Source organism: Amycolatopsis sp. 195334CR, from assembly GCF_017309385.1.
In the GTDB taxonomy this organism is placed as follows: domain Bacteria; phylum Actinomycetota; class Actinomycetes; order Mycobacteriales; family Pseudonocardiaceae; genus Amycolatopsis.
This window is the reverse complement of the sequence record NZ_JAFJMJ010000001.1, coordinates 3,994,848-4,012,706: the sequence shown is the minus strand read 5'-3', so window position 1 is coordinate 4,012,706 and position 17,859 is coordinate 3,994,848. Positions and strand designations below refer to the sequence as shown.

The window sequence follows — 17,859 nt, the reverse complement described above, 5'->3', positions numbered from 1 at the left end:
TGGGTCACCACCGATCTCGACCGGACCCGCGGGCAGCTGCTCGACCTGGAGGAGAAGGCCCGCGAGCCGATCGCCGTGGTGGCGATGAGCTGCCGCTTCCCGCACGGCGTCAGCTCGCCGGAGGACCTGTGGGAGCTGGTCGCTTCCGGCCGGGACGCCATCTCGGGCTTTCCCGCCGACCGCGGCTGGCCCGCCGACGTCTACGACCACGACCCGGACCGGCGGGACCGCCCGCACGCCGGGGGTTTCCTCTACGACGCGGCCGACTTCGACCCCGGGTTCTTCGGCATCTCACCGCGTGAGGCACCGGCGATCGACCCGCAGCAACGGCTCCTGCTGGAGGTCGCCTGGGAGGCCTTCGAACGCGCCGGGATCGACGTGGAAGCGTTGCGCGGCAGCGACACCGGCGTGTTCACCGGGGTGATGTACAACGACTACGGCAGCCGGTTGCAGGACCGCGCGCCCCAGGGTTACGAAAGCTACCTCGGCAACGGGAGCGCGGGCAGCATCGCGTCCGGCCGTGTGGCCTACACCTTCGGTCTCGAAGGGCCGGCCGTCACCATCGACACCGCGTGCTCGTCTTCGCTGGTGGCGCTGCACCTGGCGGCTCAGGCTCTGCGCAACGGCGACTGCTCGCTGGCGCTGGCCGGCGGAGTGACGGTGATGGCCACCCCGATGGTCTTCACCGAATTCGACCGCCAGCGCGGCTTGTCCGCCGACGGCCGGTGCAAGTCCTTCGCGTCCGCGGCCGACGGCACCGGATTCGCCGAGGGCGCGGGATTGCTGTTGCTGGAACGGCTTTCCGACGCCCGCCGCAACGGGCACCAGGTACTCGGCCTGGTGCGCGGCTCGGCGGTCAACCAGGACGGCGCTTCGAACGGGCTCACCGCACCCAACGGGCCTTCACAGGAACGGGTGATCAAGCAGGCGCTGGAGAACGCCCGGGTCGCGGCGTCCGAAGTGGACGCGGTGGAAGCGCACGGCACCGGGACCACGCTCGGCGACCCGATCGAGGCGCAGGCACTACTGGCCACCTACGGGAAATCGCGCGGCGAGAAACCGCTGTACCTGGGCTCGGTCAAGTCGAACATCGGGCACACGCAGGCCGCCGCCGGGGTGGCCGGCGTGATCAAGATGCTGCTGGCCATGCGGCACGGTGAGCTGCCGCGCACCCTGCACGTGGACGAGCCGAACCCGCTGGTGGACTGGGGTTCCGGCGCGGTCGCCCTGCTCACCGAACCGGCCAAGTGGCAGCAGAACGGCCATCCGCGGCGGGCCGGCGTGTCCTCGTTCGGCATCAGCGGCACCAACGCGCACGTGATCCTGGAGCAGGCGCCACCGGCCGAACCCGCCGGTGAACCGTGCGTGGCGCCCGGCCCGGTGCCGTGGGTGCTTTCGGCGAAGTCGCCCGCCGCGCTGAAGGGGCAGGCCGAGCGGCTGCTGGGGCACCTGACCCTGAACCCGGGGCTGACCGCCGCCGACGTCGGCCATTCGCTGGCCGCCACGCGCTCGACCTTCGCCCATCGCGCGGTGGTTTTCGGGGACCGGCAGGAGGAACTGGTCAAGGGCCTGTCCGGCCTGGCACACGGCACCCCGGCGACGAACCTGGTGAGCGGCCAGGCCACCACCGGGAAGACCGCGTTCCTGTTCACCGGGCAGGGCAGCCAGCGGCCGGGCATGGGGCGTCAGCTGTACGAGTCGTTCCCGGTGTTCACCGCCGAACTGGACCGGATCTGCGCGTTGTTCGACGGCCTGCTGGACCGGCCGCTGCTGCCGATCCTGTTCGCCGGGCAGCGCACCCCGGAAGCCGCGCTGCTGAACCGGACGGCGTACACGCAGGTCGCGTTGTTCGCCCTGGAGACCGCGCTGTACCGGCTGATCGAGTCCTACGGTGTGCGTCCGTCCTTTGTGGCCGGTCATTCGATCGGTGAACTCACCGCGGCGCACATCGCCGGTGTGCTGTCCCTTGAGGACGCTTGCATTCTGGTCGCCGCCCGCGGCCGGTTGATGGAGGCGGCCCGTGATGACGGGGCGATGGTTGCCATCGAAGCTCCGGAGTCGGCGGTTTCGGAGTACCTGAGCGCATCGGTGAACCTCGCCGCGGTGAACGGCCCGAACGCGGTCGTGCTCGCGGGCGACTTGGAACCGGTTCTGGCCATCGGCGCCGAGTTCAAGTCCCGGGGCGTCCGGACCAAACGCCTGACCGTGAGCCACGCGTTCCATTCGCCCCACCTGGACTCGATGCGTGACGAGTACCTGCGGGTCGCACGCGGGCTGAGCTATTCGGCACCGCGCATCCCGGTGGTGTCGACGGTGACCGGACAACTCGCCGACGAGCTGACCTCGCCGGAGTACTGGGTGCGGCAGGTGCGCCTGCCGGTGCGGTTCCTCGACGGAATGCGGACCCTGCACGACTCCGGGGTGCGCACCTTCGTCGAGATCGGGCCGGACGCCGTGCTGACGCCCGCGATGCAGGCGTGCGTACCGGAAGCCGAACCCGGCGCGATCATCCCGGCGCTGACGTCTCGCCGCTCGGAACCACGCACGCTGGTCACCGCGCTGGCGAAGGCACACGTGCGCGGTGTCCCGGTGGACTGGACCGCCGGGTTCACCGGGGCGCAGCGGGTCGACCTGCCGACGTACGCGTTCCAGCGGTCGCGGTACTGGCTGGATCCGGAGGCGCCGCGGGTCGAGCTGACTTCGGCGGTGGACGTGCTCGGGCTGAGCGAGCTGCAACGGGCGACGCTGGACGCGTGGCAGCGGCGGCACCGGTGGGCGTTCCGGAAGACCCACGAACGGCTGGAACCCGCGGAACTCGACGGCAACTGGCACCCCGACGGGCCCGTGCTGATCCCGGGTGACGACGAGCTGAGTTCGTGGGCGGCCCGGTGGTTCGAGGCCCAGGGAGTCGACGTGGTGACGACCGGCCGGGACGTGGCCGCCGTCGTGCGGGTCATCGCGCCCGACGCCACGCTCGACGAGATGCGGGAGACGTTGGCACAGCTGGACGACCTCGACGCGACGGTCTTCGTGTTCACCACGCGCGCCCAATCGGCCGACGCCACCGCGTGGGCACGGGCGCGGGCGGTTCCGTCCGTGGCGATCGCGTGGGAAGGCGTCGAACTCGGTGCCGTCGGGGTCGTGTTGCGGCAGGGTGCTTCGGCGCCGGACGTGGTCGCGGAGCTGGACCTCGGCGTGCCGGAGGTCGAGCCGGACAACCGGTTGCTGGCGGCCCGCGGGGAGGAACGCGAGCAGCTGCTCACCGAACTGGTGCGGTTCCACGCCTCCGACGTGCTCGGGCACACCAGCCCGGAGGCGATCGGCGTCGAGGACAGCCTGCTGGACCACGGGTTCTCCTCGTTCACCGCACTGGAACTGAGCAACCGGCTGCAGGTGGCTTCCGGGGTGCAGATCCCGCCGGTGGCGATCTACGACCAGCCGACGCTGGGCGCGGTGATCGCGCACCTGCGGGACACGCTGGCGGCCGCCGACTGAGATCTTGGCGGGGCGGCACGAGCGTCCTAAGCTCGGCGACCATGAGCAGGTTCGTGCGCCACCGTCTCGATCGGCTCCACCACGCCCTCGCCCGCCACGTCGACTCCGGGCTGCTGCCCGGCGCGGTCACCGCGTTGAGCAGCCGGGGCGAGACACACGTCGACGTGACCGGTGAGGGCCTCCAGCGGGACTCGATCTTCCGGATCAGCTCGATGACCAAGCCGATCGCCGCGGTCGGGGCGATGGTGCTGGTCGAGGAGTGCGTGCTGCGCCTTGACGAGCCGCTCACCGAGTGGCTTCCCGAACTGGCGAACCCGAAGGTGCTGCGCGACCCCACCGGACCGCTCGACGACACGGTGCCCGCCGAGCGGGAGATCACCCTGCGCGACCTGCTCACCTTCCGCAACGGCTTCGGCATGCTGCCGTTCTCCCCGGAGCTGCACCCCATCCAGGAGGCCGCCGCCGAGCTGAACCCGTTCGGCCCGCCGCTGCCGAAGACCACGCTGACCGCCGACCAGTGGCTCGCCAAGCTCGGTGAACTGCCGCTGATGCACCAGCCGGGCACGCGCTGGCTGTACAACACCGGCTCCGACATTCTCGGAGCCCTGCTGATCCGCGCCTCCGGTCAGGACCTCGAAACCTTCCTGACGGACCGCGTCTTCACCCCGCTCGGCATGGTCGACACGGCGTTCAGCGTGCCCGCGGACAAGCTCGACCGCTTCACCGTCTCCTACATGCCCGACCAGCAGACCGGCGAGCTGAAGGTGTACGACGAGGTCGAGGGCGAATGGAGCAAACCACCGGTCTTCCCGTCGGCCGCGGCCGGGCTGGTGTCCACCGCGGCGGACGTGCTCGCCTTCGGGCGCATGTTCCTCGACCCCGCGTCGGACGTGCTCTCCCGCACCACGATCGCCACGATGACCGCCGACCACCTCACCCCGGAGCAGAAAGCCGTGTCCGGCTTCTTCCCCGGTTACTTCGACAACCGCGGCTGGGGCTTCGGCGTCGCGGTCACCACGCGTCGCGACAGCATTTTCGAAACCCCCGGCCGCTTCGGCTGGGACGGCGGTCTCGGCACGTCGTGGGCCACCGATCCCGACGAGGACCTGGTCGGCGTCCTGCTCACCCAGCGCGCCGACTTCCCGTTGCTGAGCAAGCCCTACCAGGACTTCTGGACCTCGGCCTACCAGGCGCTGGCATGACCGCCCGCGACGCTTTCCCCGCCCTGCGGGACGGTTACGCCTACCTGGACGGCGCCGCCGGGACGCAGGTCCCCACGTCGGTGGTCGACGCGATCGCGGACACCTACCGCCGCGGGATCGGCAACGTCGGCGGTGCCTTCCCCGCCAGCCACCGCGCCGACGAGATCGTGCTGAACGCCCGCGCCGCGGTGGCCGACCTGGTCGGCGGCGACCCGCGAGGCGTTGTCTTCGGGCCCAACATGACCACCCTCACCTACCGCCTGGCGAACACCCTCGCGGCGGGGTGGCAGCCGGGCGACGAGATCGTGGTGACCCGGCTCGACCACGACGCCAACGTCCGCCCGTGGGTGCAGGCCGCCGCGAAGGCCGGTGCGACGGTGAAGTGGGCGGAGATCGACGCAGTCGGCGAACTGCCCGCCGACCAGTTCGACGGGCTGCTCTCCGACCGCACGCGCCTGGTCGCCGTGACCGCGGCGAGCAACGTGCTCGGCACCCGGCCGGACGTCGCGTCGATCACCGCCGCCGCGCACGCGGCCGGCGCGCTCACCTACGTCGACGGTGTGCACGCCACCCCGCACGGGCCCACCGACCGGACCGCACTCGGTGCCGATTTCTACGCCACCAGCGCGTACAAGTGGTGCGGGCCGCACATCGGCGCGGTGGTCGCCGACCCGGCGTTGCTCGAAACCCTGCGACCGGACAAGCTGGCCTCGTCCAGTGACGAGGTGCCCAACCGCTTCGAAACCGGAACGCTCCCGTTCGCCGATCTGGCCGGGGTGACCGCGGCGGTCGAGCACCTCGCCGGACTCGCCACCGCCACGGGCACCCGCCGCGAACGGCTCCTCACCTCGATGACCGCCGCGGAAGCGCACGAGCAGGAGTTGTTCGCGCGCCTGCTCGACGGCCTCGGCCAGATCCGCGGCGTCACCCTCCACGGCGCACCGGCCCGGCGCACCGCGGTGGCCTACTTCACCTTCGACGGGCAGACCCCGCGGGAGACCGCGGAACTGCTGGCCGCCGCCCGTGTCAACGTGTGGAACGGGCACAACTACGCGTGGGAACTCACCGGCGCGCTGGGCATCCGGGACTCCGGCAGCGCGGTCCGCGCGAGCATCATCCACTACAACAACAGCGAAGACGTGGACCGCCTGCTCAACGCACTGTCCACTTAGTACTATGCGGCCCACCGCAGCGGGTTCTCAGGCGTCTTCTCGCGAGGACAGCTTCACCGTGGTGAATCGGTTATTCATGAGGTGGAGCTCCCGGAGCGAGAAGACGCCTGAGGTTCCGCCACCCGCACCGCCACGCAAACCACAGTCAATAATCTCTAGGCCACGGTGTGCTTGAGCAGTTCGTCGCCTCTGAGGATGGCGCCCTGTAGTTCTCTCAGCGGGCGGCAAGGCTCCAACCCCAGCTCGGCGTTGAGCCGTTCGCGGGCGTGCTGGTAGACCTTCAGCGCGTCAGCCTGTCGCTCCGAGCGGAACAACGCCAGCATCAGCTGCCGGTAGAACGACTCCCGCAGCGGGTGCTCGCCGGTCAGCACGTACAGCCTGCCGACCACCTCGCGGTGCCTGCTCAGCATCAGGTACGCGTCGTTGAGCATCTCCACGCACTCCAGCCTGGCTTCCTCCAGCCAGGTCACGTACCAGTAGAGGATCGGGCCGTCCTGCACGTCGTTGAGCGCGCGGCCGCGCCACAGCGCCAGCGCGGCCTCGAACTGGGCGACCGCTTCCTCGTGCCGTCCCCGCTGGGCCGCCTCCCGGCCCCGGTTCACCAGCAGCTGGAAGTCGTTCACGTCGAGCGTGTCCTCGCCAAGGTGCAGCAGGTACCCCTGCGGGCGGGTGACGATCGGACTGGCCTGCCGCCCCGGCCGGTCCAGGAACTTCCGCAGCTGGGAAATGTAGACGTGCAGTGCGGCGTTCACGCGCTGCGGCGGACGGTCCCCCCAGATCTCCGCGATGAGCTGATCGGTGGTCACCACCTGGTCCGCCCGGCCGAGCAGCACGGCCAGCAGCGTTTCCATCTTGCGCGCGGTCAGCGAGGTGATGCCGTCCTCGTCGACCACTCTGAGTCTGCCCAGGATCTCGTATCGCAACTTGCCCTCCGGTGACTCGTCTTCCCCCGACCGGGTCCTTATCGGTGCCGGTAAGGCCGACTTTGCCACTGTTCGAAGGTTCACCCAAGCCCCTAACCGGCCCGTGAAACCGCCCCTACGCACCGACCGGTACTCCCCTGACCGCACCCGCGGGCGAAGGACAAGCAGGCCGAAAGCACCGCTTTAGCCCGCCTCCGGACGATGGCCTGGTCACCCAGCGAAACCATCCGGGGAAAGGACGGTGCCATGAGTGATATCGGGCCCAACGTGGTGCTGCGGGGCGGCCCGCTCGCGTTACCTGGTGGAAACCCGCGCTTCCACCGCGTGCACGACGAGGAACACCCGCTGAAGCTGGCGAACGGGAATCGTTACGAACATTTCCGGCCGACCGCGGAGACCGAACTGCACGCGGGTCGCAGGCTGCGGGTCTTCGAATGGACCGGGCGGACCTACGTCGCCGAATAGCCGGCGTCGGGGGGTGAGGCGGTGAGCAACGGCGCTCACCGCCTTTTTCACGTCACTTCCCGAAGGCCAGCAGGACGAATCCCTTGTCGCTCGGGTAGAGCGGGCGGAACCCGGACATCACGTAGAGCATGCCGTCGGCCACCACCGCGCCCCCGGCCGCGACCAGCCCGCCACCGCGGCCGACGAGCCCGTTCACGCCCTGGAAGTCCTGGATGGTGTCGAACTGCCAGAGCACCTTGCCGTCGCGGGCGCGGTACGCCCGGATCTTGCCGTCGGAGCTGCCCTCGTAGACCACGCCGGGACTGCTGCTCACCGCGGGCGCGTGCGCCAGCAGGCAGCTGGCCGGCGCGAGCGCGGCACCACCCCACGAGCAGCCGTCCGCCGGGTTCGGCGTTTTCCACAGCAGGGCACCGGTTTCCGGGTCGAGCGCGTGCAACGCGCCCGGGTTGCCCTGGTTCGTGGCCACGTAGAGGCGTTCACCGTCGTAGCTCGCGCCCCACTGGATGCCGGACTCGGAGTAGGTGGTGTCGCCGGAGGACAGCTGGCGCTGCCAGACGATCGCGCCGGTGGTGGTGTCGAGGACGTGGTAGACGCCGCTCTTCTGCCCGACGCCGACGTAGGTGCGGCCCTTGACGGTGAACACGTTGGGCGCGGTGCCGATGTCGAAGTCCAGTGCGGACCCGTTCTCCAGGCCCGGGCAGTAACCCGGTGGTGCCTTCGGATCGGCGCACAGCACGCGCCAGGTGTCCGGGTGCGTGAGCTGATTCTTCCACCGCACGGCCCCGGTTCCCACGTCCAGCGCGAGCACGGAGTCCGCGTCGCCTTCGGTGCCGGTGTAGTTCTGCCCGGTGCCGACGTAGAGCGTGCGCGTGGCCGGGTCGATCACCGGCGAACTCCACACCCCGGCGCCCGAGGGTGCCCAGTGGATCGCACCGCTGGGCCAGGTTCCGACCGCCTTGGGCTCGGGAACCGTGTAGTAGCGCCAAACCAGCGCACCGGTCTGGGCGTCGAGCGCGTCGACGTGACCGCGGAAGGTGCAGCACGCGGAGTCCACTCCACCGGCATTGTCGGCACTCGCGACGCCGACGTACACGCGGCCGTCGAAGTGGATCGGTGAACTGGTCAGGCGCGCGGCGGGGTTCTGGTCGAGCCGCTGGGACCACTCCAGCGCGCCGGTGTGCTGGTTCAGCGCGTACAGATAACCGCGGCCGTCGCCGAAGTAGACGCGTCCATTCGCGACGGACGGACTGTCGCGCACCACCTTGGCCGCGCCGACCGCCGGGTCGACCGTGCTCAGGTTGAAGGTCCACAGTGTCTGGCCGGTTTTCGAGTCCAGCGCGTAGAACAGCCCGTCCGGGCCTCCGAAGTACATCCGGCCGCCGACCACCGCGGGCTGGCTGCGCAGGGTGGTGCCGGTGCCGCGCGGGAAAGCGTGCGCCCACTTCACCGACAGGTCGTCCACAGTGAACTGATTGATGCGACGTTCGTCGGCGTTGTGCCTGCTCCCCCTGGCGTCCTTGGTCCACGTCGGCCAGTCCCCACCGGCGAAACCGGCGTTGCTGGTCTCATTGGGGGTGCTCACCGCGGGGGTGGGCGCGAGCACCGCCAGTGCGCACACCACCGGTATCGCCCAGCCGACCGGGCGCCATCGAGCCGTTCTGGATCGGATCATGGTCTCCCTCTTCTCCCACGCGAACGCGTGCGGGCTCGCTAGGTCGTGTTTTCCAAGCGGCGGAGCCGCTTGCTGTGGGCCGCCAGCTCGCACCGCTGCGGGTTCTCAGGCGGCTTCTCGCGAGGACAGCTTCACCGTGGTGAATCGGCATTCATGAGGTGGAGCTCCCGGAGCGAGAAGACGCCTGAGGTTCCGCCACCCGCACCGCCACGCAAACCGGTTCGAACACTCGCTAGACCATGCCAGCCTTGCCGGGAGCCCCCAAGCCCCCTGTTACTCCCCTATGGACGGACCTAAGGCACGGTTTAGCGCCCGCTCCTAGCCTCGACCCGCCGAAAGGAGAACCATGCACATTTTCCGCAAGAAAGCGCGCCGGCGGAGAAGCCGGATCACACTGGTCGCGAGCGCGTTCTTCCTGGTCTCGCTGGTGGTTCCGGCGACAGCGGGCGCCGCCGAGTCCACCGGGGTGCCGCACGACTGCGTCAACCACAACAACCTCAGCGAACTGATCGTGGAGAAGTACCCGATCTTCCCCGACCCGAGCAATCCCCCGGTCGGCAGCAGGCTGCAGGTGGGCCACCAGGTCTACTTCAAGGCCGAGCTGCGCGACCAGGCAGGCAACTGGGTGGCCACCTCGAAGGGCTACTCCTACGTCCCCTACCGCGACGACAAAGAGGACGTGATCCTTCAGTACGCGCAGGAAACCATCGAACTCACCGACGGGGTCATCCGCACCTCCGGGGTCTACAGCGTCACCCCCAACAACTACAACGAGTGGAACTACATCTCGGCGGAAGGCGTCAGCGGCCGCTACGTGGGCATGATCGGCGCCCGCACCTTCCAGATCACCCAGCTCGGCCTGAGCCTGAACGCCGGGCTGTACCTGTGCGGCGGCCTCGAAGAGAACTGGGACTGGAACCCGAAGAAGCCCAAGGCCGAGGAAACGCTGGCGGAGAAGCAGTCCAACGCGCTGGCCGCGCTCGAGGCGGCCGAGCCACCCAAGGACCCCGCCGACAGCCCGGTCCCCCCGAACGACTGCGAGGTGCACGTCGGCCTGCGCGAGGAACTGACCGAGGAGTACGGACCCGCGCCGGGCGACGGCGGTGAGTGGCCACCGGGAGCCGGTTCCTCGATGCACTACAAATCCGAGTTCCGCAAGGACGGCAGGCTCGTCGCCATTTCGAAGGGCTATTCGTACACGCCCTTCAAGGACCCGGCGAACGACATCGGGCTGAAGTTCGTGCAGCAGACGATCACCTTCCGCGACGGCACGATCCGCACTTCCGGCGTCTACAACCTGACGCTGAACAACGTCTACGAATGGCACGCGATGTGGGCCGACGGCGTCAGCGGGCGCTACGCCGGAATGGTCGGCAGCCGCCTGTTCAAGGTGACCGGCCAGGCCGATCTCGACGGCCAGGTCTTCATGTGCAACGACCTCGTCGAGCACTGGGAGTGGGACCCGCCCACCGCCGGCTGATTGCTATGAATGGGGCATTACTTGCAATGAACGCTAGTAATGCCCCACTCATAGCATTCGTTCGGCCGCGGCGGGGGTCAGAGCGGAACCTCGACCTTCGTCCCCACCGGGAGATCCCCGGTGACCTGCACAAAACCGTCGCCCCACTCGCCGAGCTTCACCGGCACCTGCTTCGTGGTGCCGTCCGGCGCGATCACCACCACCGCGTTCCCGCCACCCGGCAACCCGATCACCGAGGACACCGGCACGGTCAGGGCCTGCTGCGCCACGGTCGCCACGTAGTGCACGGTCACCGGCGCCAGCGCCAGCCCGCTCACCTGGTCCGGCGCGTCGAGCGAGATGGTGACCTGGAAAACGCCCTTGCCGTCGGCGTTCGACTCCAGCGTGGTGCTGACCGACTCGATCTTGCCCGCCGCCTTGTCACCGCTGGGCAGTTCGACCTCGACCGCCTTGCCGACCTCGATCAGGTCGCGGTCCAGCGGGTCGAGGTCGACGCTGACCACCCGGTCCGTGCTCTGCACGGTGAGCACCGGCGCCGACGGCGAGGTCATCCCGCCCTCGTGCGCGTTGAGCTTGGCGATGTGCACGTTCCCCTCGGTGAACACGACTTCGCCGAGCGAGAGCACACCGTCGTCCTCGGCGCCGATCTTCTTCTGGAGCTGCTGGACCGCGTCGGTGGTCTTCTGGCTCCAGTCGTCGTCGGGATAGGTCGCGCTCGGCTTGCCGAAGCCCAGCGCCAGCAACGCGGACTCCAGCTGGTGCACGTCGGGCCCGTCGGTGATGCCTGTCTTCAGGTCGCGCCACGCGGGCACCACCCCGTTCAGCAGGACCACGGGTTTGTCGTTGATCCGCATCAGCACGTCCCCGTTGACCAGGTCGGTGCCGGGAGTGGGAAGTTCGGTGATGATGCCGCTCTGCGCCGAGGAGAGGTCGCGCATGTCCTGGTAGGCGACCACGCCGCTCAGCTTCTCCGTGCGGGTCAGGTCGCGGACCGCCACATCGGCGGTCGGTGCCGAACCGGCGAGGGGGGCCGGTTCGGCACCGCTGTCCGCCACGTACCAGACCGCGGCGCCGGCGACGGCGACCAAACCCAGCGCCACCGGCACCGCGACCTTCGGCTTCACGACCTCACCCCTGCGAGGGCGCGGCCGACTGCTGGCACTCCTTGAGCGCCTTGGACGTGGCCGGATCGGTCCGGTCCAGCTTGTCGCCGAACGGGGTGTCCGAGCCCGGCACCGGGTCCGGCACGTTGATGCCCTTGTCCCGCAGGCACTTCGCCAGCGCGAGCATCTCCTCGTCCTGCTGCGCCTGGTCGCCGGTGTCCTGGCTCTGGCGGTCCTGCACCACCCCGTCGAGGAAGTGCCCGCAGGTCTTGTTCGCCGCGACGAAGGCCGCGGAGTCCTTGTCCACCCCCTCGTACATCGCGCCGGGGCTGCCCGGCTGCGGGTCGGCCAGCTGCACGCCGTTGTCCCGCATGCACTGGGCGTACTGCAGCAGGCTGTCCTGCGTCTTGTTGTCCTGCGCCGGCTGGGCCGGTTCGTTCCCGCCACAGGCGGTCAACGCGAACAGCAGGGCCAGCACCGGCACGCCGCCCTTGATCAACCGCTTCGACATGGCCGTCCACCTCCATGGGACTTCTGGGTTTCGTGAAGAACTGTGCCGATCGCGCCTTGGACCGGGCTTAACGCGCCTTGGAACACCCTGAGCGGGCTCAGGCGGGCCGGACCGCTTCCGCCGGTTCGAGCCGGGCCGCCCGGCTCGCCGGGTACAGCCCGGCCAGGCCGCCGACCAGCAGCGCGGCCAGCACACCGCCGGCCAGGCCGACCACGGGCAGCACGATCGGCCACCCCATCACCAGCGCGTAGACGATCGTCACGCCCGCGCCGAGCAGGACCCCGGCGAACCCGCCGAGCCCGGCCTGCACCAGCGCCTCGACGAGGAACTGGGAGCGCACGTGCCGCCGGGTGGCGCCCAGCGCGCGCCGCACGCCGATCTCGTTCCGCCGTTCCAGCACGGAGATGACCATGACGTTCGCGATGCCGACCCCGCCGACGAGCAGCGCCACCCCGCCGAGGCCGAGCAGCAGCGTGGTGAACGCGGTGTCCGCGGCGGCCCGCGCCTCCAGCGCGTCCGACGGCCGGGTCACCTCCACCTCCTGCGGGCTCTCCGGGTTCGCCGTCGCGCCCGCCACGTCGCGGACCGCGTTGATGTCGTCCGGGTTGGCCCGCACGTACACCGTGGTCGGCGAGCCCTGGTAACCGAACTTCTGCGCCGCGATGTCGGTGCCGATGAGCGCCGAGCTGTCCAGTTCCGGTGCCAGCGGCATCGGCTGCAGGATGCCGACCACGGCGAACCACTGCTCACCGAGCCAGACCAGCTGCCCGCCCTCGCTGATGTCCACGCCGTGGCGTTGCGCGGCGGTGGTGCCGAGCACGACGGTCGGGTAACCGGAAAGTCCCGCGTCGAGCCAACGACCCGACGCCAGCTTTCCGTTCAATGTGGACAGTAGGTCGGCCTCGGCGGCCAGCACCACGACGCCTCGGGTGTCCGTGGCGGGCATCTGGTCGGTGCGCCGCACGGTGACGTCCAGCTGCGCCACGGTGGCCACCGCCTGCACCTGGTCCAGAATGGACAGACGGCCGCCCGCTTCGGGTGGCAGCTGCGCTTCCTCGTCGCTGCTGAACGACTGGCCGGGCTTGACGGTCAGGTAGTTGGTGCCGAGATCGTCCAGCACCTGCAACAGGTTCGCCTGCGAGGAGGCCGAAATGCCGACCACCGCGACGATCGCGGCGATGCCGATCGAAATGCCCACCGCGGTCAGCATCGCGCGGCCGCGGCGGCCGAGCACGCCCAGCTTGCCCAGCGCGATCGCGTCGCGGAAGCGCAGCACGGACTTCTCCAGCCGCGGTGGTTTCTCCTCGGTGATCGTCATACCAGTGCCCCCTGGACTATCTGGCCGTCGCGGATGTGCACCCGGCGCGGGGCGGCACGCGCGATCTCGTCGTCGTGCGTGATCAGCACCAGGGTCGCGCCGTCGTGGTGCAGTTCCCCGAACAGGCGCATGATCTCCTCGCCGTTGCGGGAATCCAGGTTGCCGGTGGGCTCGTCGGCCAGCACCAGCGCCGGATCGCCGACCAGCGCCCGCGCGATCGCCACGCGCTGGCTCTCGCCACCGGAGAGCTGCGCCGGGCGGTGCCCGAGCCGGTGCCCGAGCCCGACCCTGGTCAGCGCCGATTCCGCGCGCTGACGGCGTTCGGCGGCCGGGATGCCGCGGTACATCAGCGCGGTGCCCACGTTGTCCAGCGCGCTCAGGCTCTGGAGCAGGTGGAAGGACTGGAAGACAAAACCGAGCGAACGACCACGCAGCGCGGAAAGCTTCTCGTCGTTGAGCTTGCCGACCTCGTGGCCGTCGATCCTGACCGAACCCGAGGTCGGCTTGTCCAGTGCGCCCATCAGGTTCAGCAGGGTCGACTTGCCGGAGCCGGACGGGCCGACGATCGCCACCCACTCACCCGGCATGACGGTCAGGTTGACGCCGTTGAGCGCGCGGACCGGCGGCACCCCGGGGTATTCGCGGACCGCGTCGGTGATCTCCAGTACGGGCCTGGTCATTTCGGCACCTCCACCTTGTCGCCCGCCTGCACGCCACCGGTCACCACGACGAAGCCGTCGCCCCAGGCCCCGAGTTCGACCGGGGTGCGGACGGCGGCGCCGCCCTGCGGGGGCAGCACGTCGACGGCGTAACCGCCGCCGGGCACGCCGACCACCGCGGCCACCGGCACGGTCAGCGCCTGCTGCGCGACCACGGTGGTGTAGCGGACGGTCACCGGTGCCAGCGCGACGTTCTCGCCCGCCGCGGCGGCGTCGGCCAGTTTCACCTTGAGCTTGTAGACCTGCTTGCCATCGGCGCCGGCTTCGAGCGCGGTGCCGACTTCCTCGATGGTGCCGTCGAGCTTGTCGCCGCTCGGCGGTTCCACCTTCACCGCGGCACCGACCGTCACCAGATCGCGGTTCACCGGATCGAGGTCGACGGTGACCAGGCGTTCGGTGCCGGAGACGGTGAGCACCGGCTGGCCGGGCACCACCGGCGCGCCGACCGTGGTGGTGCGCTTGGCGATCCGGATGTCGCCGGGGGTGAAGGCGATCTCGCCGAGGGAGGCGATCCCGTCGATGACCGCGCCGACGTCCTCCTGGTACTTCTTCAGCGCGGTGGTGGTCACCGAGTTCCAGTGGGCGTCGGGGTAGGTGCTCGACTTCTTGCCGTAGCCGAGGTTCACCAGGGTTTCCTCGAGCTGCGCCACGTCGGGGCCGTCGGTGATGCCGGGGCCGAGGTCGCGGTAGGCGGGGATGGTGCCGTTGAACAGCACCACCGGCCGCTCGTCCACGCGCATCAGCACACCGCCGGATTTCACCGTGTCACCGACGCCGGGCAGCATGGTCACGATGCCGCCCTTGGCGGTGGGCAGATCGCGCTCGTCGCGGTAGGCGATCACCCCGTTCATCGTCTCGGTCCGGCTGAGGTCGCGGACCGAGACCTGCGCGGTGTTGGCCGCGGCCTGCCCCGCGTCGGCGGGCGGCGCGGGGCGGCCGGTGGTCAGCAGCACCGCGGTGACCGCTCCGGCGACCACCACCGGGACCGCGATGAAGGCGATCGTGCGCTTTTTCATGGCTGTAGTCCTTACTTTCCGGCGGTGGCGCAGGTTTTGAGCGCCTCCGCCGTGGCGGGGTCGTTGCGGTCGAGGCTCGGGCCGAAGGCACCGCCCGGCTGCCCGGGGACCGGGTCCGGGACCTCGATGCCCTGCTCGCGGAGGCACCGGGCGAGGGCGAGCAGTTCCTCCTGCTGGAACTTGAGCTGCTCGGGGTCTTGCTTCTGCCGCTCCTGCACGACGTTGGCGAGGATGGCGCCGCAGGTGCGGTCGGCCGTCTCGAACGCGGCGGCGCCGGTGTCGATGCCCTCGTACATCGCGCCGGGGTCGCCGGCGCGGGGGTCGGGGAGCTGGACGCCGTTGTCGCGCATGCACTGGGCGTACTTGAGGTACACGTCCTCGACGGGTGCCTGGGGTGGCTCGGGTGCGCTGCAGGCCGTGAGGAACAGGGCCAGGACCACCATCGACCAGCGGGACATCGCCGTACCCCCTTCTCTTCTCTCGTTGTCCGCCTCACTGTGCCGAGCGGGCCTTGGACGGGACTTAGCCGCGCTGAGGAGAAGCTGAATCGTCGGATTGACGACGAGAGAAGGGGGTGCTAGCCACGAAGGGCTGCTGTGAATGTGGCTTTCACTGCGGATTTGGCAGTGAAAGCCACATTCACAGCGGTGCCACGGGCTCGTGGAGCCGGGGTTTAGTTGCGAGGTAGGCGCACTTCGAAACGGGCGCCACCCAGCGAAGGCGAAGCCGTGACGGTGACCTCGCCCCCATGGCTCCGGGCGATGCGGCGTACCAGCGCCAGCCCGAGACCCACGCCCCCGCTGGCCCGGTCCCGGCTGCCGTCGACGCGGAAGAAGCGGTCGAAGACGCGTTCCCGCTGATCCGGCGGCACACCCGGGCCGTCGTCGTCGACGGTGAAGAGGGCGTGCCGGGCGTCCACCGACAGCGACACCTCGACCACGCCCGAAGCGTGCTTGTCCGCGTTGTCCAGCAGGTTCCGCACCAACCGCACCAGTTCGGGGACCACGCCGGTCACCACCACCGGGGTCAGCGACGGGCGCACCTCCGCGTGCCGCACCGCGGTGATCTCGCCCGCCACGATCTCGTCCAGGTGCACGGGTTCCGCCCGCCGGGAGACCGCGGCCTCGTCGAGCCGCGCCAGCGTCAGCAGGTCGCCGGTCAGGCGTTCCAGTCGACGGTGGTCGTCCAACAACCTCGTCGCCACGTTCCGCCAGTCGGCGCTGTCCCGGTGCGCCAGCGAAACTTCCAGCTCCGCCCGCATCGCGGCCAGCGGCGTGCGCAGTTCGTGCGAAGCGTCCGAGACGAACTCCCGCTGCCGACGCGCGCCCGAGGCGATGCGGTCGAGCATCCGGTTCAGCGTGCTGGTCAGCTTCCCGACCTCGTCACCGGTGTCCTGCTCGGGCAGTCGTTCGTCCAAAGTGGAGTGACTGATTGCCTCGGCGCGCCGCCGGACCGCCTCGATCGGGCGCAGCGCGCGGTCCACCGCGAACCAGGTCAGCCAGCCGACGAAGATCGTCAGCACCGGCGCGGCCACCAGCAGCGAGTTCACCACCAGGTCGATGCTCTGGGTGATCTGCCCCGACCGCGAGATCGCCCGCACCGTGCGGACCTCGCCCTGCGGGGTGGAGACCTGCCGCGCCGGCACGATCTCGAAGTCCTCGGCGGGCGGACGGCCCTCGGCGGCACCGGTCGCGCGCGCCCGTTCGACCGGCACCGGCCTGCCTTCGACCGCCTGCTGACCGGTCTGCGGCACCGACGCGACCACCTTCCCGGCCTGGTCCTCGACCAGGATCATGGTCGCCGACGCCGGGTCCTCCGGGGGCAGCGGTTGCCCGCGCTCCACCGCTTCGGCCACCTTGTCGACCTGCGCCGCCGCGCTTTCCGCCATTCCGCCGAACAACGTGTTCGACATGCTGTTGACCAGCACGAACGAGGCGACGGTCAGCGCGAGGCCGACCGCCAGGGTGACCACCAGGGTCAACCGCAACCGCAGGGAACGCGGCCGCACCCTAGGCATCCGGGTCCACCAAGCGGTACCCGAGGCTGCGGATCGTCTCGATGCGGGCCGCGCCGATCTTGCGGCGCAGGTACGACACGTACACCTCGACCAGGTTCGTGTCCCCGGCCGAGTCCAGCCCCCAGACCGCGTTGAGCAGGCGGTCCTTCGACATCACCCGGTTGCGGTTGCGCAGCAGCGCCTCCAGCAGCGCGCGCTCGCGCGGTTGCAGGGTCAGCTGCTTGCCGTTGACCATGCACTCCCCGGACTCGGGGTCGAGCGAGAGACCACCGTGGCTGAGCAGCCGGGGCCGCGGCGTCGCCCCGCGACGGGCCAGCGCCCGCAGGCGGGCCACCAGCACCACGAACGAGAACGGCTTGCGGAGGTAGTCATCGGCACCGACGTCGAGCCCGTCGGCCTCGTCGTATTCGCCGTCCTTCGCGGTGAGCATCAGCACCGGCGTCCACACCTCTTCGGCCCGCAGGCGCTTGGCCACCGTGTAACCGCTGATCGAGGGCAGCAGCACGTCCAGCACGACCACGTCGTGCGCGCCTTCACGGGCCTGCCAGTAACCGTCGAACCCGTCGTGGACCACGTCCACGTCGAAGCCTTCGGCCGTGAGTCCCGACGACAGCACCTCGGCGAGGCGGACGTCGTCCTCGACCACCAGAACCCGCATCGTCCCGCCCTTCGTACCACCGGAAACAACCACCGGAAACACGATCGCACAGCTCGATTAGACGTTCCTGAGTCCGGCGGACGTAAGTACGGGGAAAGAAACGGTTTA

Annotated in this window: 14 protein-coding genes and 1 pseudogene; 5 read left to right on the top strand and 10 right to left on the bottom strand. The window is 69.9% G+C overall.

Annotated features, from left to right (window positions below; all coding sequences use genetic code 11):
• Positions 1-6: 6 nt before the first annotated feature.
• The 3 genes and pseudogenes from JYK18_RS19545 to JYK18_RS19535 all read left to right on the top strand — a co-directional run.
• A pseudogene (locus JYK18_RS19545) lies at positions 7-3,495 on the top strand (type I polyketide synthase); the annotation flags it as partial.
• Positions 3,496-3,536: 41 nt separating this feature from the next.
• Positions 3,537-4,697 (top strand): serine hydrolase, encoded by a 1,161-nt coding sequence (locus tag JYK18_RS19540; RefSeq protein WP_206803397.1) that lies wholly within the window; start codon positions 3,537-3,539, stop codon positions 4,695-4,697.
• Positions 4,694-5,869, top strand: a complete 1,176-nt coding sequence (locus JYK18_RS19535) for a cysteine desulfurase-like protein (RefSeq protein WP_206803396.1) — start codon at positions 4,694-4,696, stop codon at positions 5,867-5,869. Before JYK18_RS19540 ends, JYK18_RS19535 begins: the two co-directional genes overlap by 4 nt.
• A gap of 155 nt (positions 5,870-6,024) precedes the next feature.
• On the opposite strand, the gene JYK18_RS19530 is transcribed toward JYK18_RS19535, so the two are convergent.
• Positions 6,025-6,792: an AfsR/SARP family transcriptional regulator gene (locus tag JYK18_RS19530; RefSeq protein ID WP_242579277.1), complete on the bottom strand. Its 768-nt coding sequence runs from the start codon at positions 6,790-6,792 to the stop codon at positions 6,025-6,027.
• Positions 6,793-7,038: 246 nt separating this feature from the next.
• Between JYK18_RS19530 and JYK18_RS19525 the strand changes: the two genes are divergently transcribed.
• Positions 7,039-7,257: a DUF5988 family protein gene (locus JYK18_RS19525; protein WP_206803395.1), complete on the top strand. Its 219-nt coding sequence runs from the start codon at positions 7,039-7,041 to the stop codon at positions 7,255-7,257.
• A 52-nt stretch (positions 7,258-7,309) separates the two neighbouring features.
• Here JYK18_RS19525 and JYK18_RS19520 read toward each other — a convergent pair whose 3' ends face one another.
• Positions 7,310-8,929, bottom strand: coding sequence for a PQQ-binding-like beta-propeller repeat protein (locus JYK18_RS19520; RefSeq protein ID WP_206803394.1), 1,620 nt, complete (start codon positions 8,927-8,929; stop codon positions 7,310-7,312).
• A 346-nt stretch (positions 8,930-9,275) separates the two neighbouring features.
• Between JYK18_RS19520 and JYK18_RS19515 the strand changes: the two genes are divergently transcribed.
• Complete coding sequence (locus JYK18_RS19515) at positions 9,276-10,409, top strand: hypothetical protein (RefSeq protein WP_206803393.1); 1,134 nt, start codon at positions 9,276-9,278, stop codon at positions 10,407-10,409.
• Positions 10,410-10,486: 77 nt separating this feature from the next.
• On the opposite strand, the gene JYK18_RS19510 is transcribed toward JYK18_RS19515, so the two are convergent.
• From JYK18_RS19510 to JYK18_RS19475, 8 genes are all read right to left on the bottom strand, one after another.
• A complete protein-coding gene (locus tag JYK18_RS19510) occupies positions 10,487-11,533 on the bottom strand; it encodes an efflux RND transporter periplasmic adaptor subunit (protein ID WP_206803392.1) in 1,047 nt (348 codons plus the stop codon).
• Between the two features lie 4 nt (positions 11,534-11,537).
• Positions 11,538-12,023, bottom strand: coding sequence for a hypothetical protein (locus JYK18_RS19505; RefSeq protein ID WP_206803391.1), 486 nt, complete (start codon positions 12,021-12,023; stop codon positions 11,538-11,540).
• Positions 12,024-12,120: 97 nt separating this feature from the next.
• On the bottom strand, positions 12,121-13,341 hold the full coding sequence (locus tag JYK18_RS19500; protein ID WP_206803390.1) for an ABC transporter permease: 1,221 nt from the start codon (positions 13,339-13,341) through the stop codon (positions 12,121-12,123).
• Positions 13,338-14,021 (bottom strand): ABC transporter ATP-binding protein, encoded by a 684-nt coding sequence (locus JYK18_RS19495; protein ID WP_206803389.1) that lies wholly within the window; start codon positions 14,019-14,021, stop codon positions 13,338-13,340. The genes JYK18_RS19500 and JYK18_RS19495 overlap by 4 nt, the downstream gene beginning before the upstream one ends.
• A complete protein-coding gene (locus JYK18_RS19490; RefSeq protein ID WP_206803388.1) occupies positions 14,018-15,076 on the bottom strand; it encodes an HlyD family efflux transporter periplasmic adaptor subunit in 1,059 nt (352 codons plus the stop codon). Before JYK18_RS19490 ends, JYK18_RS19495 begins: the two co-directional genes overlap by 4 nt.
• Before the next feature lie 11 nt (positions 15,077-15,087).
• Positions 15,088-15,534: a hypothetical protein gene (locus tag JYK18_RS19485; protein ID WP_206803387.1), complete on the bottom strand. Its 447-nt coding sequence runs from the start codon at positions 15,532-15,534 to the stop codon at positions 15,088-15,090.
• A 215-nt stretch (positions 15,535-15,749) separates the two neighbouring features.
• On the bottom strand, positions 15,750-17,093 hold the full coding sequence (locus tag JYK18_RS19480) for a cell wall metabolism sensor histidine kinase WalK (protein WP_206803386.1): 1,344 nt from the start codon (positions 17,091-17,093) through the stop codon (positions 15,750-15,752).
• Complete coding sequence (locus JYK18_RS19475) at positions 17,086-17,751, bottom strand: response regulator transcription factor (protein WP_153035353.1); 666 nt, start codon at positions 17,749-17,751, stop codon at positions 17,086-17,088. Before JYK18_RS19475 ends, JYK18_RS19480 begins: the two co-directional genes overlap by 8 nt.
• Positions 17,752-17,859 lie beyond the last annotated feature (108 nt).